This is a genomic window from Pseudomonas sp. SWRI68, from assembly GCF_014269165.1.
Classification (GTDB): Bacteria; Pseudomonadota; Gammaproteobacteria; order Pseudomonadales; family Pseudomonadaceae; genus Aquipseudomonas; species Aquipseudomonas capeferrum.
In genome coordinates this window covers 315,038-337,024 of sequence record NZ_JABWRU010000004.1, presented here as the reverse complement: position 1 = coordinate 337,024, position 21,987 = coordinate 315,038, and the positions used below count along the sequence as shown (strand labels likewise).

General features: G+C 64.8%; 21 protein-coding genes. 14 read left to right on the top strand and 7 right to left on the bottom strand.

Annotated features, from left to right (window positions below; genetic code table 11):
- From HU770_RS09630 to HU770_RS09590, 9 genes are all read left to right on the top strand, one after another.
- Window positions 1–83 (top strand): IS3 family transposase (locus HU770_RS09630; RefSeq protein ID WP_186653653.1); only part of this gene is annotated, 83 nt, incomplete at its 5' end.
- A gap of 216 nt (window positions 84–299) precedes the next feature.
- Window positions 300–1,178, top strand: a complete 879-nt coding sequence (gene prmA / locus HU770_RS09625; protein WP_033701732.1) for a 50S ribosomal protein L11 methyltransferase — start codon at window positions 300–302, stop codon at window positions 1,176–1,178.
- A gap of 40 nt (window positions 1,179–1,218) precedes the next feature.
- A complete protein-coding gene (locus tag HU770_RS09620) occupies window positions 1,219–2,574 on the top strand; it encodes a DUF3426 domain-containing protein (RefSeq protein ID WP_186663542.1) in 1,356 nt (451 codons plus the stop codon).
- 227 nt (window positions 2,575–2,801) lie between these two features.
- Window positions 2,802–3,815 (top strand): tRNA dihydrouridine synthase DusB, encoded by a 1,014-nt coding sequence (gene dusB / locus HU770_RS09615; protein ID WP_186663541.1) that lies wholly within the window; start codon window positions 2,802–2,804, stop codon window positions 3,813–3,815.
- Entirely contained in the window at window positions 3,812–4,132 is a 321-nt protein-coding gene (gene fis / locus HU770_RS09610; RefSeq protein WP_012274390.1) for a DNA-binding transcriptional regulator Fis, read from the top strand. The genes dusB and fis overlap by 4 nt, the downstream gene beginning before the upstream one ends.
- Window positions 4,133–4,211: 79 nt before the next feature.
- The gene (purH, locus tag HU770_RS09605; protein WP_186652694.1) at window positions 4,212–5,819 is read left to right on the top strand and encodes a bifunctional phosphoribosylaminoimidazolecarboxamide formyltransferase/IMP cyclohydrolase; all 1,608 of its coding nucleotides are present in this window, start codon (window positions 4,212–4,214) and stop codon (window positions 5,817–5,819) included.
- Window positions 5,820–5,918: 99 nt separating this feature from the next.
- Window positions 5,919–7,214, top strand: a complete 1,296-nt coding sequence (gene purD / locus HU770_RS09600; protein WP_186663540.1) for a phosphoribosylamine--glycine ligase — start codon at window positions 5,919–5,921, stop codon at window positions 7,212–7,214.
- A gap of 135 nt (window positions 7,215–7,349) precedes the next feature.
- Window positions 7,350–10,121 (top strand): hybrid sensor histidine kinase/response regulator, encoded by a 2,772-nt coding sequence (locus HU770_RS09595; protein ID WP_186663539.1) that lies wholly within the window; start codon window positions 7,350–7,352, stop codon window positions 10,119–10,121.
- A 53-nt stretch (window positions 10,122–10,174) separates the two neighbouring features.
- A complete protein-coding gene (locus HU770_RS09590; protein ID WP_033701739.1) occupies window positions 10,175–10,771 on the top strand; it encodes a MarC family protein in 597 nt (198 codons plus the stop codon).
- Here the strand turns inward: HU770_RS09590 and HU770_RS09585 are convergent.
- The 7 genes from HU770_RS09585 to cobG form a co-directional block, all read right to left on the bottom strand.
- Window positions 10,768–11,391, bottom strand: a complete 624-nt coding sequence (locus HU770_RS09585; RefSeq protein WP_186663538.1) for a hypothetical protein — start codon at window positions 11,389–11,391, stop codon at window positions 10,768–10,770. The two genes, HU770_RS09590 and HU770_RS09585, sit on opposite strands and share 4 nt — an antisense overlap.
- Window positions 11,378–12,058 carry a hypothetical protein gene (locus HU770_RS09580; RefSeq protein ID WP_186663537.1) on the bottom strand — a complete coding sequence of 227 codons (681 nt, stop codon included), beginning with the start codon at window positions 12,056–12,058 and terminating at the stop codon, window positions 11,378–11,380. Before HU770_RS09580 ends, HU770_RS09585 begins: the two co-directional genes overlap by 14 nt.
- Window positions 12,059–12,121: 63 nt before the next feature.
- Window positions 12,122–12,811: a hypothetical protein gene (locus tag HU770_RS09575; protein ID WP_186663536.1), complete on the bottom strand. Its 690-nt coding sequence runs from the start codon at window positions 12,809–12,811 to the stop codon at window positions 12,122–12,124.
- Window positions 12,812–12,910: 99 nt separating this feature from the next.
- Window positions 12,911–14,608, bottom strand: a complete 1,698-nt coding sequence (cobJ, locus tag HU770_RS09570; RefSeq protein WP_186663535.1) for a precorrin-3B C(17)-methyltransferase — start codon at window positions 14,606–14,608, stop codon at window positions 12,911–12,913.
- Window positions 14,596–15,330: a precorrin-2 C(20)-methyltransferase gene (locus HU770_RS09565; RefSeq protein ID WP_033701745.1), complete on the bottom strand. Its 735-nt coding sequence runs from the start codon at window positions 15,328–15,330 to the stop codon at window positions 14,596–14,598. Before HU770_RS09565 ends, cobJ begins: the two co-directional genes overlap by 13 nt.
- Window positions 15,327–15,953, bottom strand: coding sequence for a precorrin-8X methylmutase (locus HU770_RS09560; protein WP_033701746.1), 627 nt, complete (start codon window positions 15,951–15,953; stop codon window positions 15,327–15,329). The genes HU770_RS09565 and HU770_RS09560 overlap by 4 nt, the downstream gene beginning before the upstream one ends.
- Window positions 15,946–17,277 carry a precorrin-3B synthase gene (gene cobG, locus HU770_RS09555; RefSeq protein ID WP_238347476.1) on the bottom strand — a complete coding sequence of 444 codons (1,332 nt, stop codon included), beginning with the start codon at window positions 17,275–17,277 and terminating at the stop codon, window positions 15,946–15,948. Before cobG ends, HU770_RS09560 begins: the two co-directional genes overlap by 8 nt.
- 131 nt (window positions 17,278–17,408) lie before the next feature.
- On the opposite strand from cobG, the gene cbiE reads away from it, so the two are divergent.
- From cbiE to HU770_RS09530, 5 genes are all read left to right on the top strand, one after another.
- A complete protein-coding gene (gene cbiE, locus HU770_RS09550; protein ID WP_186663533.1) occupies window positions 17,409–18,620 on the top strand; it encodes a precorrin-6y C5,15-methyltransferase (decarboxylating) subunit CbiE in 1,212 nt (403 codons plus the stop codon).
- Window positions 18,613–19,707 carry a cobalt-precorrin-5B (C(1))-methyltransferase gene (locus HU770_RS09545; protein WP_186663532.1) on the top strand — a complete coding sequence of 365 codons (1,095 nt, stop codon included), beginning with the start codon at window positions 18,613–18,615 and terminating at the stop codon, window positions 19,705–19,707. The genes cbiE and HU770_RS09545 overlap by 8 nt, the downstream gene beginning before the upstream one ends.
- On the top strand, window positions 19,704–20,426 hold the full coding sequence (locus tag HU770_RS09540; RefSeq protein WP_095063868.1) for a cobalt-precorrin-6A reductase: 723 nt from the start codon (window positions 19,704–19,706) through the stop codon (window positions 20,424–20,426). Before HU770_RS09545 ends, HU770_RS09540 begins: the two co-directional genes overlap by 4 nt.
- Window positions 20,427–20,549: 123 nt before the next feature.
- Window positions 20,550–20,987, top strand: a complete 438-nt coding sequence (locus HU770_RS09535; RefSeq protein WP_186652710.1) for an NfeD family protein — start codon at window positions 20,550–20,552, stop codon at window positions 20,985–20,987.
- Window positions 20,988–21,013: 26 nt separating this feature from the next.
- Window positions 21,014–21,868 carry an SPFH domain-containing protein gene (locus tag HU770_RS09530; protein ID WP_186652712.1) on the top strand — a complete coding sequence of 285 codons (855 nt, stop codon included), beginning with the start codon at window positions 21,014–21,016 and terminating at the stop codon, window positions 21,866–21,868.
- The last annotated feature ends 119 nt before the right edge of the window (window positions 21,869–21,987 follow it).

Sequence of the window (21,987 nt, the reverse complement as noted above, 5' to 3'; positions counted from 1 at the left end):
TCCACTACTACAACCATGACCGCATCAAGCTGAGGCTCAATGGCCTGAGCCCTGTCGAGTACAGGACCCAGGCGGCAGCATAGAACTGTCCAACTTTTTGGGGGCAGTCCAAACTGTGGGAGCAACTGCCTGGTGCTTGCTCGGCCATCGCCGGGGCCGCTCTGCGGCCCTTTCGCGACACAAGGCCGCTCCTACAGGGTCCGCGCCTGGTCTTCTCTACAAACCCTGCGCACTCGCGTAAACTGCCAGCCTTCGCGCAGCCTCGGGCTGCCCCTGTCGATTTACCAAAGGTGCCCGCCATGCCCTGGCTGCAAGTACGCCTGGCCATCAGCCCGGAACAAGCCGAAACCTACGAAGACGCGCTGCTTGAAGTCGGCGCCGTCTCGGTCACGTTCGTGGACGCAGAAGACCAACCGATCTTCGAACCCGACCTCAACACCACGCCCCTGTGGTCGCACACCCATTTGCTGGCCCTGTTCGAGGCCGATGCCGAACCCGAGCAGGTGTTCGCCCACGTTCGCCTGCTGACCGGCGCCGAGCTGCCCGAGCATCAGGCAGAAGTGATCGAAGACCAGGACTGGGAGCGCAGCTGGATGGACAACTTCCAGCCGATGCGCTTCGGCCGCCGCCTGTGGATCGTGCCAAGCTGGCACGAAGCCCCGGAGAAGGACGCAGTCAACCTGCTGCTCGACCCGGGCCTGGCGTTTGGCACCGGCACGCACCCGACCACCGCCCTGTGCCTGGAATGGCTCGACGGCCAGCAACTCGAAGGCACCCACGTGCTGGACTTCGGCTGCGGGTCGGGGATTCTGGCCATCGCGGCGCTGCTGCTGGGCGCCCGCGAAGCGGTCGGCACCGACATCGACGTGCAGGCGCTGGAAGCCTCGCGCGACAACGCCGGGCGCAACGGCATCGCTGACGCACAGTTCCCCCTGTACCTGCCCGAGCACATGCCGGCCATGCAAGCCGACGTACTGGTCGCCAACATCCTGGCCGGCCCGCTGGTCTCGCTGGCGCCACAGTTGTCTGGCCTGGTTCGCCCTGGCGGCCTGCTGGCACTGTCGGGCATCCTTGCCGAACAAGGCGAGGAAGTGGCCGCTGCCTACGCCGCCGACTTCGAGCTGGACCCGATCGCCGTACGCGATGGTTGGGTGCGCATCAGTGGTCGCCGCCGTTAAGCGGGCCTAGAATAACCTCTGTACAACCCCGGATCGCCGCATGACCGACAGTTTCGTCACCCAGTGCCCGCATTGCCAGACCAGCTTTCGCGTCACCCATCACCAGTTGAGTGTGGCGCGCGGGGTGGTGCGTTGCGGCCATTGCCTGCAGGTGTTCAACGCCGCAAAGCAACTGCTGGAGCAGAACCGTACCGATGCCGCCAGCACCCCCGTGGTGCCGCCAGCACCGACTGCGCCTGCCGAACCGGTTGCCGCGCCTGCGGTTACGCCCGATCCGCCCATCAGCGAGCGCCCAGCGGCCATCGAGGAAGACTGGGCGCTCACCGCCCAGGCCCTGGATGAACTGGACCTTGACCAGGAGCTTGCCCGCCTTGAACGTCGCGGCGACCCTGCCGCCGCTCGCCCGGTCAAGCCGGACAACGGCTTGCAGGCCCGCCGTGACGAGCATCAGCCGGACACGCATGCCGACGCCCTGTTCGGCAACGCCACCGACGACCGCTTCGAACCGCAGCAGGCGCCCGCGCCTGCACCGGTGCTGCTGGAACAGGAACCTCTGGACCTGGAGCCGGCCCCGGGCGATCGCACCGAGCCTACCCTGGGCGGCCATCTGGACCTGGACATCGACGATGAGCCGCCTGTACGCCGGGACATCGAGGCCGACGAGCACCATGCGTTCGTCAGCGAGCACTTCGCCGCCAGCGATGATGCCGCCCCGAAAAAGGGCCTGAGCGCCCGCGACGACGACGAACTGGACCTGCACCTGTCGGCCCATCACGACGACCCTGACGCGCCGCTGCCCGGCGAACGCCTGGAGCCAGGCCTGTCCAGCAGACCCGAGCGTGCGCCGCGCAAGGAGCCGCTGGTCGACGTGGTCGACGACCCGCTGCAACTGGGCTGGGAAAAACCCCAGCCGAACTGGGGCAAGCGCCTGCTGTGGGGCTGCCTGACGCTGCTGGCCGCCGGCCTGCTGGCGTTCCAGTACGTCTGGTTCCACTTCGACGAAATGGCCCGCCAAGACCAGTACCGGCCGATCTTCCAGCAGTTGTGCCCGGTATTGGGCTGCAAGGTGCCGACCCGCGTCGACATCGCCCGCATCAAGAGCAGCAACCTGGTGGTGCGCAGCCATCCGGACTTCAAGGGTGCGCTGATCGTCGATGCGATCATCTACAACCGCGCGCCCTTCGCCCAGCCGTTCCCGCTGCTGGAGCTGCGTTTCGCCGACCTCAATGGCCAATTGATCGCCAGCCGGCGCTTCAAACCGAGCGAGTACCTCTCCGGCGAACTGGCCGGGCGTGGCGAAATGCCCAGCCAGACCCCGATCCACATCGCCCTGGACATCCTCGACCCGGGCCCCAAGGCCGTGAACTACAGCCTCAGCTTCCGCTCGCCGGAATAAGCGACAAGCGGCTAGCCGCAAGCTACAAGACAAGAGGCCCAGACCGCGCCCGCTTTTGTCTTGCCGCTTGAAGCTTGCTGCTTGCGGCTTGCGGCTTGAAGCTCAAAGTCATAAGCCGACAACTGTTCAGATTTTATCCAAATCCATCTTTATCCGGTCACCGAGAGCGGGTATCATGCCCACCCTTTTTCGAACTCCAAGATTCGGCCCCACAACAGGGATCACCTATGTCGGCGGTACGCATCGGCCCATACACACTGCGCAACAACCTGATCCTCGCCCCCATGGCCGGGGTCACGGACCAGCCTTTCCGAACACTTTGCAAGCGCCTTGGCGCAGGCATGGTGGTATCGGAGATGGTGTCCAGCGACATGAACCTGTGGAACAGCCGCAAGTCGAGCCTGCGCCGCATCCACGAAGGTGATCCCGAGCCACGCTCGGTACAGATCGCCGGTGGTGACGCACAGATGATGGCGGCGGCGGCAAAGGCCAACGTACAAGCGGGTGCCCAGATCATCGATATCAACATGGGCTGCCCGGCAAAAAAAGTCTGCAACAAAGCTGCAGGCTCTGCTTTATTGAGAGATGAAGCCTTGGTCAGCGAGATTCTCCACGCCGTGGTAGGCGCCGTGGACGTCCCGGTGACGCTGAAGATCCGCACTGGCTGGGATCGGGCGAACAAAAACGGCCTGAATGTGGCGAAGATCGCCGAGCAGGCCGGTATCCAGGCGCTGGCGGTGCATGGCCGCACACGCGCCGACCTGTACACAGGCGAAGCAGAATACGACACCATCGCTGCCATCAAGCAGGCGGTGTCTATCCCGGTATTTGCCAACGGCGATATCACTTCGCCAGAAAAGGCCCGGGCGGTACTGGACGCCACTGGCGTCGATGGCCTGTTGATCGGCCGCGCCGCCCAGGGGCGGCCATGGATCTTTCGCGAGACCGAGCATTACCTGCGTACTGGCGAACACTTGCCAGCCCCGCAGCTGGACGAAGTGGAACGCATCCTGCTGGAGCACCTGGCCGCGCTGCATGCCTTCTATGGCGATGTGATGGGCGTACGTATTGCCCGCAAGCACGTTGGCTGGTACCTGGCGACACGACCCGGCGGCAAGGAGTTTCGCTCCCGGTTCAATGCTTTGGAAGACACACAAGCGCAGTGCGCCAACGTTCGCGCGTTTTTCAGTGAACGTCGACAGAGCCTTGAGACAGAGGACGGACAAGGGGTGGCCGCATGACGATGATGACCGAGACATTTGTGAGTGGAACAACGCCCGTGAGCGACAACGCCAACCTGAAACAGCACCTCAACACGCCGAGCGAAGAGGGCCAGACCCTTCGCGACAGCGTCGAGAAGGCGCTGCACAACTACTTCGCCCACCTGGAAGGCGCGACCGTCACGGACGTGTACAACCTGGTGCTCTCCGAAGTCGAGGCGCCCCTGCTTGAAAGCGTGATGAACTACGTGAAGGGCAACCAGACCAAGGCCAGCGAGATGCTCGGGCTCAACCGAGGCACCCTGCGCAAGAAGCTCAAGCAGTACGACTTGTTGTAAGCCAGAATCCCAATCAGAAAAGGCGGCTCCTGCAAAGGGACGCCTTTTTTGCTGACTCCACCGCGTTATGGAATCCGAAATGACCGACCAGACTACCCGCCTGCCGATCCGCCGCGCCCTGATCAGCGTCTCCGACAAGACCGGTATCCTCGAATTCGCCCGTGAGCTGCAGCAGCTCGGTGTCGAGATCCTGTCCACCGGCGGCACCTACAAGCTGCTCAAGGATAACGGCGTGAACGCGGTGGAAGTGGCCGACTACACCGGCTTCGCCGAAATGATGGATGGCCGGGTCAAGACCCTGCACCCGAAAATCCATGGCGGCATTCTGGGCCGTCGCGGCGTCGACGACGCCATCATGAACGAGCACGGCATCAAGCCGATCGACCTGGTCGCCGTCAACCTGTACCCCTTCGAAGCGACCATCTCCAAGCCAGGCTGCGACCTGCCGACCGCCATCGAGAACATCGACATCGGTGGCCCGACCATGGTCCGCTCGGCCGCCAAGAACCACAAGGATGTCGCCATCGTGGTCAACGCCAGCGACTACGCCAGCGTCCTCGACGGCCTGAAAGCCGGTGGCCTGACCTACGCCCAGCGCTTCGACCTGATGCTCAAGGCCTTCGAGCACACTGCTGCCTACGACGGCATGATCGCCAACTACATGGGCACCATCGACCAGGCCAAAGAAACCCTGTCGACGTCCGACCGCAGCGAATTCCCGCGCACCTTCAACAGCCAGTTCGTCAAGGCTCAGGAAATGCGCTACGGCGAGAACCCGCACCAGAGCGCGGCGTTCTATGTCGAAGCGCGCAAGGGTGAGGCGAGCATCTCCTCCGCCATCCAGCTGCAAGGCAAAGAGCTGTCGTTCAACAACGTGGCCGACACCGACGCCGCACTGGAGTGCGTGAAGAGCTTCGTCAAGCCGGCCTGCGTCATCGTCAAGCACGCCAACCCGTGCGGCGTGGCCGTGGTACCGGAAGCAGAAGGCGGCATCCGCAAGGCCTATGACCTGGCCTACGCCACCGACACCGAGTCGGCGTTTGGCGGCATCATCGCCTTCAACCGCGAGCTGGACGGCGAAACCGCCAAGGCCATCGTCGAGCGCCAGTTCGTCGAAGTGATCATCGCCCCGAAAATTTCCCAGGCCGCCCGCGACGTGGTGGCTGCCAAGCAGAACGTACGCCTGCTGGAGTGCGGCGAGTGGCCTGCCGAGCGTGCTGCCGGCTGGGACTTCAAGCGGGTCAACGGTGGTTTGTTGGTACAGAGCCGCGACATCGGCATGATCACCGCCGATGACCTGAAAATCGTCACCAAACGCGCACCGACCGAGCAAGAAGTCCATGACTTGGTGTTCGCCTGGAAAGTGGCCAAGTTCGTCAAGTCCAACGCCATCGTCTACGCCAAGCAGCGCCAGACCATCGGCGTCGGCGCCGGCCAGATGAGCCGCGTCAACTCCGCCCGCATTGCTGCAATCAAGGCCGAGCATGCTGGCCTGCAGGTACAAGGCGCGGTCATGGCATCGGATGCGTTCTTCCCGTTCCGTGACGGCATCGACAATGCAGCAAAAGTGGGTATCAGCGCCGTGATCCAGCCAGGTGGCTCGATGCGCGATGCCGAGGTGATTGCTGCCGCTGATGAAGCCGGTATCGCCATGGTCTTCACCGGTATGCGCCACTTCCGCCACTGATTTACGGCAATCGGCCGCACTGAAGCAGGCATCTGCTTCATTGCGACCTCGTACAGCGTGAGGCTTTGCCTTACGCCCGAAAGAATTCGAGGTTTTGACATGAAAGTTTTGATCATCGGCAGCGGCGGCCGTGAGCACGCCCTGGCCTGGAAAGTTGCCCAGGACCCACGCGTCGAGAAAGTCTTCGTTGCCCCAGGCAACGCTGGCACCGCCATTGAAGCCAAGTGCGAGAACGTTGCCATCGACGTGTGCGCCCTGGAGCAACTGGCCGACTTCGCCGAGAAGAACGTCGACCTGACCATCGTCGGCCCGGAAGCGCCACTGGTCATCGGTGTGGTCGACCTGTTCCGCAGCCGTGGCCTGGACTGCTTCGGCCCCACCAAGGGCGCGGCCCAGCTGGAAGGCTCCAAGGCCTTCACCAAGGATTTCCTGGCGCGTCACAAGATCCCGACCGCCGACTACCAGAACTTCACCGAAATCGAGCCAGCCCTGGCCTACCTGCAGGAAAAGGGTGCGCCGATCGTGATCAAGGCCGACGGCCTGGCTGCGGGCAAAGGCGTGATCGTCGCCATGACCCTGCAGGAAGCCGAAGACGCCGTGCGTGACATGCTGGCTGGCAACGCCTTTGGCGCCGCTGGCTCGCGTGTGGTGATCGAAGAGTTCCTGGACGGCGAGGAAGCCAGCTTCATCGTCATGGTCGACGGCCACAACGTGCTGCCAATGGCCACCAGCCAGGACCACAAGCGCGTCGGCGACGCCGACACCGGCCCGAACACCGGCGGCATGGGCGCTTACTCCCCTGCCCCGGTCGTCACCGCCGACGTGCACCAGCGCGTGATGGACCAGGTCATCTGGCCGACCGTGCGCGGTATGGCCGAGGAAGGCAACGTCTACACCGGCTTCCTCTACGCGGGCCTGATGATCGACAAGGCCGGCAACCCCAAGGTCATCGAGTTCAACTGCCGCTTCGGCGACCCGGAAACCCAGCCCGTCATGCTGCGCCTGGAATCGAGCCTGGTGCTGCTGATCGAGGCCGCTTTCGCCAAGGCGCTGGACAAGGTCGAAGCGCAGTGGAACCCACGGCCGAGCCTGGGCGTAGTACTGGCCGCCGGCGGCTACCCGGGCGACTACGCCAAGGGTGACGCAATCAGCGGCCTGGACGCGGCTGCCAAGCTCGAAGGCAAGGTGTTCCACGCTGGCACCACCCTCAAAGATGGCCAGGTGGTGACCGCCGGCGGCCGTGTGCTCTGCGCGACCGCCCTGGGCGAGACTGTCGAAGCCGCTCAGCAGCAGGCCTACCGCCTGGCAGAGCAGGTCAAATGGGACGGCAGCTTCTACCGCACCGACATTGGCTACCGGGCCATCGCCCGCGAGCGCGGTGAACACCAGCAGTAACCTTTACCGAAGCGCCGTGACGCCTTGCGCCCACGGCCTTCGGCTCGTCGACAGGGCCCTGTGTGGGCCTTGCCTTCGACTTGGCGCGCCGCGCATAGTTAGTATCCGGCACATCGGCTAAGAAGGGATTTCGTAGTGCGTCGGCTTCGGATTGCCACAGCTCTGATCGTCAGCTTGCTGACCTTGCTCTGCCTGCTCCCGGCTTCGGCCGAAGAAGGCGGAGGCTGGTCCGTGCTGCTCGACGAACAGGCCAACCTGCAATTGAGCGACGTGCGCTCCGACCGCTACCGCAACCAGTTCAGCCCCCTGCTGCTCGCTGACCTGGACGCTGCCCCCGCAGAACAAGCCCTGTGGCTGCACTATCGCTTGGAACCCGGCGATCAGGAGCAACTGCTGCGGGTCTTCGCGCCAGACCTGTCTGGCCTGGACCTCTACGCCCTCGAGGGCGACAAATTACTCCGTCAGCTGCACCACGGGCGCCAGGCCGGCAATGCCAGCCCGACCCTGCGCGGCAGCGACCATGTACTGCCCCTGCCCAACAGCAAGCAGCCGCTGGACATCTACCTGCGCCTGGTTTCAGAGCATCAACTGCGCCCGGCGATCAGCCTGGAGCCCGCCGCCGTGGCTGCCTCGGACCAAAGCCGGCCACTGTTGTTCGGCATGCTCTTTGGCGGCCTGGTGATGCTGATCCTGCACAACCTGATCCGCTTCCTCTATAGCCGCTCCAGCACTACCCTGATTCTGGCCCTGTACCACGGGCTGATGTTGCTCAGCGGGTTGATCCTGCTCAACCTCAGCGGCCCCTGGTGGCATGTGTGGCACAGTGCGCAAACGCCCGCTGCCTACCTCACCCTGGTGCTCGCGGGCCTGGCCGGGCTGTATTTCACCCTGCATTTCTTCTCGCCGCGCAATTCGCCGCGGCTGAACCGCCTGCTGCAAGGCGAGATGCTGGTGGCAGCAGTCAGTGGCCTGGTGCTGCTGTTCGTCGACACCTTGCCGCTCAACCTGATGACCTATGCGCTGCTGGCCCTGGGCAGCGTCAGCATGCTGCTGGTCAGCACCTTCCACTGGTACAAGGGCTATGCGCCAGCCCGTCTGTTCAGCCTCGCCATGGTGGTCTACAACCTTGGCGGGCTGGTACTGCTGCCGGCGCTGCTGGGCCTGACCCGCACCTCCACGCCCTGGCTGCTGTGCGTGCTCATGGGCCTGACCGTCATCAGCGGCCTGCTGCTGAACCTGGCGGTCAGCGAACGCCTGCGGCGCATGAGCGAAGAGCGCTTCAGCGCCAGCCGTGCACTGGCCGCCAGCGATGCCGAGATCAACGCCAAGGCCGAGTTCCTGGCCAAGATCAGCCACGAAATCCGTACGCCCATGAACGGCGTGCTGGGCATGACCGAGCTGCTGCTCGGCACGCCGTTGTCGGTCAAGCAGCGCGACTATGTGCAAACCATCCATAGTGCCGGCAACGAGTTGCTGACGCTGATCAACGAGATTCTCGACATCTCCAAGCTGGAGTCACGGCAGATCGAGCTGGACGATGTGCAGTTCGACCTCAACGCCCTGATCGAGGACTGCCTGAACATCTTCCGGGCCAAGGCCGAGCAGCAGAACATCGAGCTGATCAGCTTTACCCAGCCGCAAGTGCCACGGGTGATCAGTGGCGACCCGACACGCCTGCGCCAGGCGCTGTCGAGCCTGCTGGAAAATGCTCTTAAAAACACCGACCAGGGCGAGATCCTGCTGGTGGTGGCGCTCGACCAGCGCGGCGCGACCCCGCGTTTGCGCATTGCCGTGCAAGACAGCGGCGAACCGTTGCCCGCCGCCGAGCGCGAAGCGCTGCTGCAAGCCGAGCTGCACAGCCACCACTTCCTCTCCAGCAACAAGCTGGGCGGCCACCTCGGGCTGGTCATCGCCAAGCAGTTGATCGGCCTGATGCAGGGCGAATTCGGCATCAAGAGCAGCAGCGGCATGGGCAACACCCTGTGGCTGACCCTGCCGCTGGACCCTTCGCGCCTTGAACAGCCACCCGCCGACCTCGACGGCCCGCTGCGCGACGCTCGGGTACTGGTGGTGGACGACAACGACACCTGCCGCAAGGTGCTGGTACAGCAGTGCAGCGCCTGGGGCATGAATGTCAGCGCGGTGCCGTCAGGCAAGGAGGCGCTGGCGTTGCTGCGCACCAAGGCCCACTTGCGTGATTACTTCGATGCCGTGCTGCTGGACCAGAACATGCCCGGCATGACCGGTATGCAGCTGGCGGCCAAGATCAAGGAAGACCCCAGCCTCAACCACGACATCCTGGTGGTGATGCTCACCGGCATCAGCAATGCGCCGAGCAAGGTCATCGCGCGCAATGCCGGGGTCAAGCGGATTCTCGCCAAACCGGTGGCGGGCTATACACTCAAGACCACGCTGGCTGAAGAGCTGGCCCAACGCGGCCGTGAGCAAGCGGTGCCCGCCAGCCTGCCCGGTACCCCGCAAGCACTGGACCTGCCCAGCGACTTCCGCGTGCTGGTCGCCGAGGACAACAGTATTTCCACCAAGGTCATCCGTGGCATGCTCGGCAAGCTCAACCTTGAGCCGGACACGGCCTGCAACGGTGAAGAGGCGTTGCAAGCGATGAAAGCGCAACGCTATGACCTGGTGCTGATGGACTGCGAGATGCCTGTGCTGGACGGTTTCTCGGCGACCCAGCAACTGCGCGCGTGGGAAGCCGCGCAGCAGCGCCAGCGCACGCCGGTGGTGGCGCTGACTGCGCATATCCTTGCCGAGCACAAGGAGCGCGCCAAGCTGGCGGGCATGGATGGGCACATGGCCAAGCCGGTGGAGCTGTCGCAGTTGCGCGAGCTGATCCAGTATTGGGCGAATCACCGGGAAGCCAAGACGGACCCTGCGCCTATCCCGTAACCCATGCCGATGAAGTGCCAACAGGCCTGCACCGCAGCCGAGGATCAACGCCCATGCTCCATGAGTTGTTTAGCGTCTACCTGAAGATGCTCGTGCTCTACAGCCCGTTCTTCGTGCTGTCCTGCTTCATCAGCCTGACCCGCGGCCACTCCAGCAAGGAACGCAAGCAACTGGCCTGGAAGGTGGCCTTCGCCGCACTGGTCGCCAGCATACTGCTGTACCTGTTCGGGCGGGCGATCTTCGGTATTTTCGGCATCACCGCCGACGCCTTCCGCATCGGCGCCGGCAGTGTGCTGTTCATCTCTGCGCTGGGCATGGCCCAGGGCAAACCCGCCGTGCAAGCCGACAACGTGCAGCAGGATGTGACCATCGTGCCGCTGACCATCCCGCTGACCGTCGGCCCCGGCACCATCGGTGCGCTGCTGGTGATGGGCGTGGGCCAGCCGCACTGGGACGACAAGCTGCTGGCCATCGTCAGTATCGCGCTGGCCAGCTTTACCGTGGGCCTGGTGCTGTACCTGTCGCACGGCATCGAGCGGCTGCTCGGCGACCAGGGCCTGCAGATCGTCAGCCGCCTGATGGGGCTGTTCGTCTGTGCCCTGGCGGCGCAGATCATCTTTACCGGGATCAAGGGTTACCTCGTGCTCTAGACCTCCATTTCATGGATTTCCTTCAGCGCGATGCTCACCAACGCACGCTCAACCGCACTGCGGCGTTCCTGGTCGAACAGACGTGTATTGAACCGCACCAGCTCTGCGTTCACGCGCATGTCGCGGCGCTCACGAAACACAAATCCTGCCGTGAACGCTGCGGTTTTGCCGGCCTCGTGATACACCACGATGTCCACGTAGCTACCACTCACCGGCGCGCAGGACAGAAGCTGAAACTGCGCCCTATCCATACTGCGCGCTTCAAAATGCAGCAACGGCTTGCTGTTCTTCTTCAGTGCCTCAAGCGCCAGTGCCATATGGCTGGAATGCCGAACCCCGGCGATGGCGTCGATCTTGCTCAGCGCCTGATCAACGATTTTCGGCCGCTCAGGGTCCGGCCAATGCACTTCTTCAGCCGACTTCGCGTCCCACCCCAGGTACATCAACTTCTTGCGGTAGTACTGATACTGTTCCTGGGCAGTCTCTTTGGCCATATCCTGCAACGTCACAGTCTCAGCCCACAGTGCGGCGAGCTTGACGGCCTTGCGCTGTCCTAAGCTGATACCGGGGATGAAAGAGACCAGGCTGGCACCGACCACTGCGGCTTCATAGGTTTGCATGGCTGCCCTCCGGGTTCAGCACGCCCAAGTTCCTGATGCGTTCTGCGTACTGCTTGCGCTCAAGCAGCACGTGCAGGCTTTCACGGTCAACTTCGGTCAGTTGCTCGCCCAGGGTTGCGAGGGTAGTGCGCAGATCGACCTTATCGGTGGGTGACGACGCCAATACCGCGCCAGGGTGGATCTGGGTGGCAGGCGTGGCAGTGGTCAAGGCCAACCCACACAGATCCAGGGAAGGGCCTGGCAGCATCACCCCCAGCTCGTAGACCACATGGGTTGCCTGACCGTGCTCGTCCAGGGTGAAAGGCCGCAGGTACTGCTGCACCTCTTTCTGAGACAGCCTGGCGATGGCTGCCTGCAAATAGGGCGTGAGCCCCGGATGACGGGCCTGCAATTCATCGGTAAGACGCTGAGTCAGCGGGAAGCTGCCCTGCAAGGGCTGATAATCACTGCGACTGCCTGGGATGACCCACCCACGCGCTTCCAACGCTTCACGGTAACCGCTGTACCAGCGTGCATAATCGGCAAAGCGTGAGCCATTCAGTTTGTCCGAACGCAACTGTGCAAACAGCAACGAGTCCAGTGCATATTGCCGAGACGGCAATGCCACTTCTGCGACCAACAAAGCCGTGCCGCCAACGAGCCATAAGGAATAGGCATCCTTACTCATCGCAATACCTCGATGTTCAATCACATGAGAAGAAAAACGGGGCCTGAAAGCCCCGCTCCGCTGTCAGATTTCAAATTCGCTGACAGCCTTGACCGCCTTGTCGATCAGCTTCTGCTCGGTCGTTGCCCGCACCTCGTCGGTGTAGACCACTTCGTTGAGACTGAGCACAACCGAACCGCAATAGCGCTCCTTGCTCGAACTCTTCCATTCGAACACGGTGGTATTCAGGTCGTTTTCACTCGGCGAGGCACTGAAGGCATTCACCAGCATGAACAGTTCGCCTTCAGGCGTTTCGATGCAGGCCGCCAGCCCCGTGGTCGAGACAGGGTGGCCTTTGAGGTTTTGCTTGTAGATCTGCTGGGCTTCCTCGATGTTGCCCAGTGCCGAAAGGGCATTGCCCGCCAGCTTGGCCATGGCCGCGCCCAGGGGGCCGCCGAGCAAGGCCTGGCCTGCGGCGCTGGCGACTTTGAAAGCAATCGGCCCCAACGTCAGCGATCGGCTTTGGTCATAGTCGCGCTCGTAGGAGCGTTTACCCACCGTCCAACCCAAGGTGCGCATCACCTCCACGAACTTGTTGAACCAGGCTTCGGATTCGCCATCGCGATCATGCAGCTTGGACGCTACACGAGAGGCAAACTGGAACGTTGTCTTGGCATCGCGCCGGCTTTGCACCGACATGCCTGCGCTGAGCGCGAGCAGCGATTGCTCGACAACGGCGATGCTATCGCCATTGATAGTGTTTTCATCGGTCATTTGCAGGGTCCTTGAAGGCCCCGACGGGTATCGTCGAGGGGCCTTCACCCTATGCTGCAAAGGGCCGGGTAACAGGCATGAACAGGTTCCCTCGGTGCCTCAACCCGGGGCCGGGTACCAGCGCGGGGTGTACACCCACTGTTCGCCATCGGCCCTCGGAAATTGGCAGGTCGTGGACGACCCGAGCAGGACCATGGTGCGCATGTCGACCATTTCCGGCAGCAGCTCGGCCAAAGTGACTACCTTCAGCGTCTGCCCCGGCCTACCGATGTCACGGCCAAGGACTACAGGCGTGCTCCCATCGCGGTGCCGACGCACAACCTCCAGTGCCACCCCAAGCTGATGCGGTCGGGATTTGGAAATCGGGTTGTAGAAGGCCAGCACCAGGTCCGCCTGGGCGGCCAGGTCCAGACGTTTTTCAATGATCGACCACGGCTTGAGGTTGTCCGACAGCGACATCACGCAGAAGTCGTGCCCCAGCGGTGCCCCCGCCTGAGCGGCAGTGGCCAGCGAGGCCGAAACCCCCGGCAGGATCTCGAGATCGACCCGATGCCAGGCCGGGTCACTGGATTCGTGCAACGCTTCGAGCACCGCTGCGGCCATGGCGAACACGCCCGGGTCACCCGACGACACCACCACCACCGAACGCCCTTGGGCGGCCAGTTCGAAGGCATGCCGAGCGCGCTGCATCTCTTCGCGGTTGTCGGTGCAATGCTGCACCTGATCGGCGCGGAACGGCCCGGCCATGCGCACGTAGGTTTCGTAGCCGAGGATGTCCTCGGCGCGGGCCAGCTCGGCCTTGACCGCCGGCACCATCAGCTCGGCAGCGCCTGGGCCAAGGCCGATCACCGCCAGCCGACCACGGCGGCGGCCGACCTGCGCGGCATCCACCGGCGCCGGGGCCACGGCGATGACGGTACCCGCCTGCTCGATCAACTCGGCGCCGGGTAGCGCCTGGGCCAACATGTCACGCAGGTCGCCAGGCTTGGCTGCAAAACGCAGCGCCACGCCAAGGGCCTGTGCAGCCTCGTGCAGGGCGGCATCGGCCATGGCGTGCTCGCCAGCTAGCAGGCAGGCCAGCGATTGCTCGGCGATACCCGCCGCCTGCAGCGCGGCGCGGATTCCTTGCAGGTCAGCGGTATCGACGCCCACCACGACCGAACGCGGGTGGATCAACAGCTCATCACGGCTGCTCGGGCGTGCCTGATGGCCGACATGGATGGTGCGCCGGGCGCTCTCGCTCGCGGGCAGCTGCGCCTGCTCAAGCCAAGGTGCATCGCCTTCGACGCGCACCGCCTCACCGGCCAGCAGGTCAGAGACAAAGCGCTTGCCTTGCTCGATGTCCGCCAGGGCATAGCCCTGTGGCGGGTTCAGCAGGCAGGTGCCAAAGCGCAGTTCGCCACTGGTGGTGATGGCTGCGGTCACGCCCAGTGCTTCGCCGATCTCACGCGCCATCACATTCACCCCACCCAGGCCACCGAGCAGCGGCACTACCGCACTGCCATCCTCGGCCACTGCCAGCACCGGCGGCTCGACGCCTTTTTCACTGAGCAGGCTGGCCAGGCTGCGGATAACGATGCCAGCGGCGCACAGGGCGATGATCGGGGTGCCCTGCTGATACAACGTGCGCAGGGTGTCGCCAAACGATGCGTAAAGCTGATCGGCGCCCTCGACCCGGCCACTCAGGCCATGGATCGAGGCCTGTGGATAACACAGCTGAATGCGCTGCGCCGTGGCCAGGCTGCCAGGGCCAAGCACGACGATTGCCGGTGCCTTGTGCATACTCATCCCTGCCATTTTTCACCCGGTACGATGATCAGCGAGAAGTACGGCGACGACAGCGGGTCGACCTCCGCCAGCGGCACGATCTTCTGGTTGGCCATGGTTGCCCGTTCGACATACAGCGCACGGCTGTCCAGGCCCAGCTCGGCCAACACCTCACGCACCTTGGGGAAGTTGCGGCCAAGCTTCATGATCACGGCAGCATCGGCATCGGCCAGGCGCCGCTTCAGTTCCTCGGCCGGCAGCACGCCCGACAGCACCGAAAGGCTCTGGTTGCGGTAGACCAGCGGCGCGCCCAGCACCGACGCCCCCCCCAGCATCGAGCAGACGCCAGGGATCACTTCGGCCTCATAGCGCTGCGCCAGGCGGTCATGCAGGTACATGTAGGAGCCGTAGAAGAACGGGTCGCCCTCGCAGATCACCGCCACGTCGCGGCCGGCATCCAGGTGCTCGGCAACCTGCACACTGGCTTCATCGTAGAAATCGCTGATCACCTGTTCATAGGACAGCGGCGCCGGCAGCGCTTCGGTGGTGACCGGGTAGACCAGCGGCAGCAGTGTCTGCTCGGCCTGTAGGTGCGCCTCGATGATGCCGAACGCGTTGCCGCGCTTGCCCTTGGCCACGAAGTAGCCGACAACCGGCGCCTCGCGCAGCAGGCGCAGGGCCTTGACGGTGATCAGTTCAGGGTCGCCGGGGCCTACGCCCAGGCCGAGCAGACGTCCACGTGGGGTCATCATTCCACCTCCGTGGCCAGGGCGTTGACCGCGGCAGCGGCCATCGCGCTGCCGCCCAGGCGGCCTTGCATGATCACGAACGGCACGCCGCGGCTGTCGGCGGCCAGCATGGCCTTGGATTCGGCCGCACCCACGAAGCCGACCGGGAAGCCGAGAATCAGCGCAGGCTTGGGCGCACCGGCGTCGAGCATTTCCAGCAGGTAGAACAGTGCGGTCGGGGCATTGCCGATCACCACCACACTGCCTTCCAGGTGTGGGCGCCACAGCTCCAGGGCCACGGCAGAACGGGTATTGCCGGCGTCTTTGGCCAGGCCAGGCACGCTCGGGTCACGCAGGGTGCAGATCACCGGGTTGTTCGCCGGCAGCCGGGCGCGGGTAATGCCTTCAGCAACCATGTGCGCATCGCACAGAATCGGCGCGCCCTTGGCCAGGGCCTCGCGCCCGGCGCGGCCTGCCCCTTCGGAGAACTGCAAGCCGTCGATGGCCTCGACCATGCCGCAGGCATGGATCACGCGCACGGCGAGCTTTTCGAGGTCTGCGGGTATCCGCTCGAGTCGGGCTTCCTCGCGGATGATCCGGAAGGAATTGCGATAGATCTCCTGACCATCGCGGATGTAGTCAATCATCAAGGTGCTCCGTCGGCAGGTCGAGCATGGCGCCTGCTTCGTTCAAGGTGAGGTCGATGGCGCGCAGGGCACCGAAGCCCGGCAGGCGCGCATCGCGCACATACAAGTCGTAACGGCCCGGTGAACGGGCCAGCAAAGTGGCCGGGGCAACATGGGCCACGGCGCAGGATCGGGGGCAACCGGACAGGTGCACGCTGCCGGGAACGCCTGGGCCGAGCAGCGCGGCCAGGGCAACGGCATCGGCCTTGGTCTCGCCGTGGGCCTTGGCGCACCCACTGCTGCCGGTGCACGCGGTGATGCGCGCCAGCGGCTCATGGCGGTGGCAAAGCAGGCCCAAGGCGGACAACTGCGCCTGGGCCTGCTCGATGTGGGCCGGATCGAGATTGGTCAACACCAGGCTTTGCCAGGGGCTCAGGCGCAGGCTGCCGTCACCCAGGTGGCGGGCGATGTGCGCGGCACCGCGCAGCATCTCCGGCGTCAACCGGCCCTGGGGCGGGGCGACGCCCAGCGCAAGGCCGTGGTTTTGTGGCAGTACCCCCAGCCAGATGGGGTGGTTTCGTGCACGGCGCCATTGCCGCACGGCAGCATCGCGACGAATCTCCAGGCCGAGCCCTTCGACGAAAAACGCGGCCGAACAGCCTTCCAGCAATTGGCGCATACGCGATTGGTCCGCAGACGCCAGATCAAGGAAACGCGCCAGCACCGCACGCACCAGGGCCAGGCCCTGTTCCAGCGGCACGGCACCGAGCACCTGGCCGTCGGCCGGGCAGCCCGCCAGGCCAAAAGCCAGCCACGTGCGCTGCTCAAGGTGCAGAGCCGAAAGCCATAGGTCATGGGGGTGTTCGAGCATGGCCAGGCCTTCGCCGGCGTCCAGCTGCACGGCGAACTTGGCCGACAATTGATGAAAGCGCGGTGTGCTTTCGAGCATGGCGAGGATCTGCCCCGCCAATGGTCGGGCATCCAGCAACATGGCCGGGTCATGCCCGGCCAGCGGGCTGAGCATCAGGTTGCGCACATCGTCACCGGCGGCATCGCGCGGGCCCAGGCCGGCGGCCAGCAGCCTGGCGACCAGGCCACTGTGGTCGCTGCCGATACCGCGGACCTGCAGGTTGGCGCGGTTGGTCGCCTCGATCACGCCGCCGGCGAAGCGCTCGGCGGCCTCGGCCACGGCATCGGCCTGATCGGCCAGCAGCAGGCCACCGGGCAGCTTGACCCGGCAAATCCCACCATCACGCGCACTGACGATGCGCCACAACCCCGGGCAGGCCGAGGGGCGAGGTGAAACATCGGGGGCTTGGGCCTGCTTCAAAGGGGTGTCCGGCAATCTGTGAAGTGCGCTTGAGTGTAGAAGGCGCGGTATTATGCCTGCTTTGTCCGGCGGCATGAAAAGCCGGTGGTCGAGCTTATCGTTTACCCGGGGCCGCTTCGCGCCCCAGAAATGGCGGATTGAAACACATGGCACCCTGGCTGACAGTAGTAGGCATCGGCGAAGACGGCTTCAACGGCCTGGGCAAGCAGGCCCGGCGCGCCCTGCTGGGCGCTTCGCGGATCTTCGGCAGCCCCCGCCAACTGGCCTTGCTGCCGCGCTGCGTGGTCGGCGAGCGGCTGAGCTGGCCCACCCCGTTCTCCCTGGCGCCGGTACTTGCAGCGCGCGGTGCCCCTGTCTGCGTGTTGGCCAGCGGCGACCCGATGTTCTTCGGCGTCGGCGCCAGCCTGGCACGCCAGGTGCCCGCCAGTGAGATGCGCGTGCTGTCGATGCCGTCCTCTTGCGCCCTGGCTGCCGCCCGCCTGGGCTGGCCGCTGCAGGAGGTGCAGGTGGTATCGGTGGTCGCCCGGCCGCTGGCGGCGCTCAATGCCCAGCTGCACAGCGGTGCCCGCCTGCTGGTGCTGAGCAACGACGGCGACAGCCCTGCCGCGATTGCCGCCCTGCTGTGCGCGCGTGGTTTCGGGCCAAGCCGCCTGCGCGTGTTCGAACACCTTGGCGGCGCCGATGAACGCGAACTGGCCGGCAGCGCCCAGGACTGGCCTCACACCCAGGTTGCAGCGCTGAACCTGGTGGCCATCGAGTGCCTCGCCGCGCCCGATGCACCACGCCTGCCACGGGTTGCCGGGCTGCCAGACACGGCCTTCCAGCATGACGGCCAACTGACCAAGCGCGATGTCCGCGCCATCACCCTGGCCCGCCTCGCCCCGCAGCCCGGCGAGCTGCTGTGGGACGTGGGCGCAGGCTGTGGCTCGATCGGCATCGAGTGGATGCGTGCCCACCCTGCCTGCCGTGCGTTGGCCATCGAGGCCGACGAAGGGCGCCAGGGGTTTATCGAACACAACCGCGATGCACTGGGCGTACCTGGCCTGCAACTGGTACGCGGCAAGGCGCCAGCGGCATTGGCAGGCCTTGAGCAACCCGACGCGATCTTCATCGGTGGCGGGGTAACCCGTGAAGGCGTGCTGGAGCTGTGCTGGGAGCGTCTGCGCCCGGGTGGGCGACTGGTGGCCAACGCAGTCACCCTGCAAAGCGAATTGGCCCTGGCGCATTTTCGCGAGCAGCACGGTGGCGAGCTGACCCGTATCCATGTTGCCCACGTGCAGCCGCTGGGGGCGTTCGACACCTGGCGCCAGGCCTTGCCGATCACCTTGCTGGACGTGGTGAAACCCTTCGATGCGTGAAGAAACCCACGAACAACCCGCGCCGCTGCGCAGCGGCCTGACCACCGGCAGCTGTGCCACCGCCACCAGCCTCGCAGCGGCGCGCCTGCTGCTGACAGGCGTCTGTGACGACGCAGTGAGCATCACCCTGCCCAAGGGCAAGGTGGTGCAGATGCGCCTGGAGTTCTGCCGTCGCGCAGGCCAGTGCGCCGAAGCCGGTACCCTCAAGGACGCCGGCGACGACCCGGACGTGACCCATGGCGCCCTGCTCTACAGCCAGGTCCGCTTGCTGGCTGAGCCCGGCATCCGCTTTGTCGCCGGCCATGGCGTGGGGACCGTGACGCGCCCGGGGCTGGTACTGGCGGTGGGCGAGCCGGCGATCAACCCGGTGCCCCGGCGCATGATTGGCGAACACCTGCAACGCCTGGCCGAGGCGTGTGCCTATCACGGCGGCTTCGAAGTGACGGTCAACGTGCAGGGCGGTGAATTGCTGGCGCTCAAGACCATGAACCCGCGCCTTGGTATCCTCGGCGGTCTGTCGATCCTGGGCACCAGCGGCATCGTCCGGCCGTTTTCCTGCGCGGCCTACATCGCCTCGATCCATCAGGGTATCGACGTGGCCCACACCAACGGCTACACGCACATTGCCGCCTGTACCGGCAACGCCAGCGAAGACACCATGCGCCGGGTCTACGGCCTGCCGGAAATCGCCCTGATCGAAATGGGCGACTTCGTCGGTGCCGTACTCAAGCACTTGCGCAAGGTGCCGGTAGCGCGCCTGAGCCTGTGCGGTGGCTTCGGCAAGATCAGCAAGCTGGCCGCCGGGCACATGGACCTGCACAGCCGCCATTCGAGCATCGACCTGCCGCAACTGGCCGGCTGGGCGGCGTCTGTCGGCGCCGATGCAAACCTGCAGGCCGCGATCATCGCCGCCAACACCAGCCAGCAAGCCCTGGCACTGGCCCATGCCGCCGGCATCGCCCTGGGCGACGCCGTCTGCGCGCATGCGCTGGCATTCGCCCGCAGCGTGGTGCCCGCGCAGGTACAGGTCGAGGTGTTCGCCATCGACCGCCAAGGCGGTATCGTCGGCCAGGCGGGCGTGCAATGAGCGCGCGCATCCTGCTGCTGGGCGGCGTGACCGAGGCCCTGGCCATCGCCCGCCAGCTGGGCCCGCAGCATGTCTACAGCCTGGCAGGCATCGGCCGCGTGCCGCAGGGCCTGCAATGCCAGGTGCGGGTTGGCGGCTTTGGCGGTGCCGAAGGCCTCGCCCGCTACCTGCGTGAGGCGGGTATCACCCTGCTGATCGATGCCACCCACCCTTATGCCGCGCAAATCAGCCACAACGCCGCTGTTGCCTCACGCGCTGCAGGTGTTCCGTGCTGGGCGTTGCGCCGGCCGGCCTGGCAGGCGCAGCCGGGTGACGACTGGCGCGAGGTGCAAGACTGGGCGGGCCTGATCGACGCACTCGCGCCCTTCCGGCGGCCGCTGTTCACGCTGGGGCGCGAGCCGTTGCAGCACCTGGCAGAGATACCGCCGGAACAGTTCTGGACATTGCGGGCCCTGGAAGCCTGCCCGGGCAACGACCGCTGCGAAGTGATTGGCGCACGTGGGCCGTTTCGTATTGAAGACGAGCGTGCGTTGTTCGCGCGGCGGCAGATTGATGTGCTGATCAGCAAGAACAGCGGCAGCCTGGCGACCGAGCCCAAGCTTGAAGTGGCCCGGGAGCTGGGGGTGCCGGTGTTGATTCTGGAGCGGCCGGCGCTGCCCGATGTAGACCGGCAATACGCCTCGCAAGGGGCACTGATGGCTGACTTGGGTCGCGGGTAAGGAAGAGACGCATGGCGTGAGCTTTGTAGCGTCTTCCTACACCCAACGCCAACTTGTCTGAATAGCCTTCCGCCCATCCTCTGCCCTAAACTCTTCCCCCCTCCCCCGGAAGGCTTCAGTCATATGGAAATGCAATGGTGGATCTGGCTGGTATTCGGTATCGCGCTGATCCTGCTCGAACTGGTCCTGCCTACGTTCTTCATTCTCTGGTTCGGCATCGGTGCCGTGCTGGTTTCGCTCATCTCGCTCGCCGCACCCAGCCTGCAGCTGGATATGCAGGTGCTGCTGTGGGTGCTGCTGTCTTCAGCCACCACCGCCCTGTGGTTCAAGTTGTTCCGGCGCAAAAAACCGGATGTGCGCTGGACGGCCGATAGCGTGATCGGTGAAGTCGGCCTGCTGACCGCCAGCGTTTCCGAGTTCCAGAAAGGCCGCGTGCGTTTCCAGAAGCCAATCCTCGGCAACGAAGAATGGACCTGCGTCGCCGACACTGAAATCCCGTCCGGCGAGCGTGTGCGCCTCACCGCCATCGAAGGCAATACCGCCCGCGTCATCCGGGCCTGAATCCGTACTGAAAGGAAGTTCGTATCATGACCAGCCTTATCGTCGTGGGCGCCCTCGCCCTGTTCGTCCTGATCACCGTGTTCAAGGGGGTGCGTATCGTGCCCCAGGGCGAGGAGTGGATCGTCGAGCGCCTGGGCCGCTACAACAACACCCTCAAACCGGGCCTGAACATCGTCATTCCGTACGTGGACGTGGTCGCCTACCGCCTGCCCACCAAAGACATCATCCTCGATGTGCAAGAGCAGGAAATCATCACCAAGGACAACGCGGTGATCGTCGCCAACGCCTTGTGCTTCGCCAAGGTGGTCGACCCGCAGAAGGCCTCGTACGGTGTACAGAACTTCTCCTTCGCCGTCACCAGCCTGACCATGACCTCGCTGCGCGCCATCGTCGGTGCCATGGACCTGGACGAAGCCTTGTCCAGCCGTGAGCAGATCAAGGCCCGCCTGCGCGAGGCGATGTCCGAACAGACCGAAGACTGGGGCGTGACCGTGCGCTCGGTCGAGATCCAGGACATCAAGCCGTCCGAGAACATGCAACTGGCCATGGAACGCCAGGCCGCTGCCGAGCGTGAACGTAAAGCCGACGTCACCCGTGCCGAAGGTGCCAAGCAGGCTGCGATCCTCGAAGCTGAAGCACGCCTGCAATCCGCCAAGCTGGACGCCGAGGCGCAGATCAACCTGGCCGAGGCGTCGGCACGGGCGATTTCGCTGGTCAAGGAGGCCGTGGGCAGCGATACCGTGCCGGCCATGTACCTGCTGGGCGAGCGCTATATCGGCGCGATGGAGAACCTGGCCAGCAGCAGCAATGCCAAAGTCGTGGTGTTGCCGGCAGACCTGCAAGAGACCGTGCGCGGCCTGATGGGCCGCAACAAGCCCTGAGTTAGCGGGCCAGGCTTGCCCCGCGAAGGGGCCGCAAAGCGGCCCCAGCCCCTCCCCACCTGCGTCACTTCACCGCACCCCGCCTTTTTTACCTATACTGCGCCTTACAATACCCACCA

Excerpts from the sequence above, each read along its gene's own strand:
- HU770_RS09545 (WP_186663532.1), top strand. The coding sequence starts at position 18,613 with ATGCGTGAAGAAACCCACGAACAACCCGCGCCGCTGCGCAGCGGCCTG.
- HU770_RS09535 (WP_186652710.1), top strand. The coding sequence starts at position 20,550 with ATGGAAATGCAATGGTGGATCTGGCTGGTATTCGGTATCGCGCTGATC.
- HU770_RS09575 (WP_186663536.1), bottom strand. The coding sequence starts at position 12,811 with ATGACCGATGAAAACACTATCAATGGCGATAGCATCGCCGTTGTCGAG.
- HU770_RS09580 (WP_186663537.1), bottom strand. The coding sequence starts at position 12,058 with ATGAGTAAGGATGCCTATTCCTTATGGCTCGTTGGCGGCACGGCTTTG.
- prmA (WP_033701732.1), top strand. The coding sequence starts at position 300 with ATGCCCTGGCTGCAAGTACGCCTGGCCATCAGCCCGGAACAAGCCGAA.
- fis (WP_012274390.1), top strand. The coding sequence starts at position 3,812 with ATGACGATGATGACCGAGACATTTGTGAGTGGAACAACGCCCGTGAGC.
- HU770_RS09540 (WP_095063868.1), top strand. The coding sequence starts at position 19,704 with ATGAGCGCGCGCATCCTGCTGCTGGGCGGCGTGACCGAGGCCCTGGCC.
- cbiE (WP_186663533.1), top strand. The coding sequence starts at position 17,409 with ATGGCACCCTGGCTGACAGTAGTAGGCATCGGCGAAGACGGCTTCAAC.
- HU770_RS09565 (WP_033701745.1), bottom strand. The coding sequence starts at position 15,330 with ATGATGACCCCACGTGGACGTCTGCTCGGCCTGGGCGTAGGCCCCGGC.
- cobJ (WP_186663535.1), bottom strand. The coding sequence starts at position 14,608 with ATGGCAGGGATGAGTATGCACAAGGCACCGGCAATCGTCGTGCTTGGC.
- HU770_RS09620 (WP_186663542.1), top strand. The coding sequence starts at position 1,219 with ATGACCGACAGTTTCGTCACCCAGTGCCCGCATTGCCAGACCAGCTTT.
- HU770_RS09585 (WP_186663538.1), bottom strand. The coding sequence starts at position 11,391 with ATGCAAACCTATGAAGCCGCAGTGGTCGGTGCCAGCCTGGTCTCTTTC.
- HU770_RS09560 (WP_033701746.1), bottom strand. The coding sequence starts at position 15,953 with ATGATTGACTACATCCGCGATGGTCAGGAGATCTATCGCAATTCCTTC.
- purD (WP_186663540.1), top strand. The coding sequence starts at position 5,919 with ATGAAAGTTTTGATCATCGGCAGCGGCGGCCGTGAGCACGCCCTGGCC.
- dusB (WP_186663541.1), top strand. The coding sequence starts at position 2,802 with ATGTCGGCGGTACGCATCGGCCCATACACACTGCGCAACAACCTGATC.
- purH (WP_186652694.1), top strand. The coding sequence starts at position 4,212 with ATGACCGACCAGACTACCCGCCTGCCGATCCGCCGCGCCCTGATCAGC.
- HU770_RS09590 (WP_033701739.1), top strand. The coding sequence starts at position 10,175 with ATGCTCCATGAGTTGTTTAGCGTCTACCTGAAGATGCTCGTGCTCTAC.
- HU770_RS09530 (WP_186652712.1), top strand. The coding sequence starts at position 21,014 with ATGACCAGCCTTATCGTCGTGGGCGCCCTCGCCCTGTTCGTCCTGATC.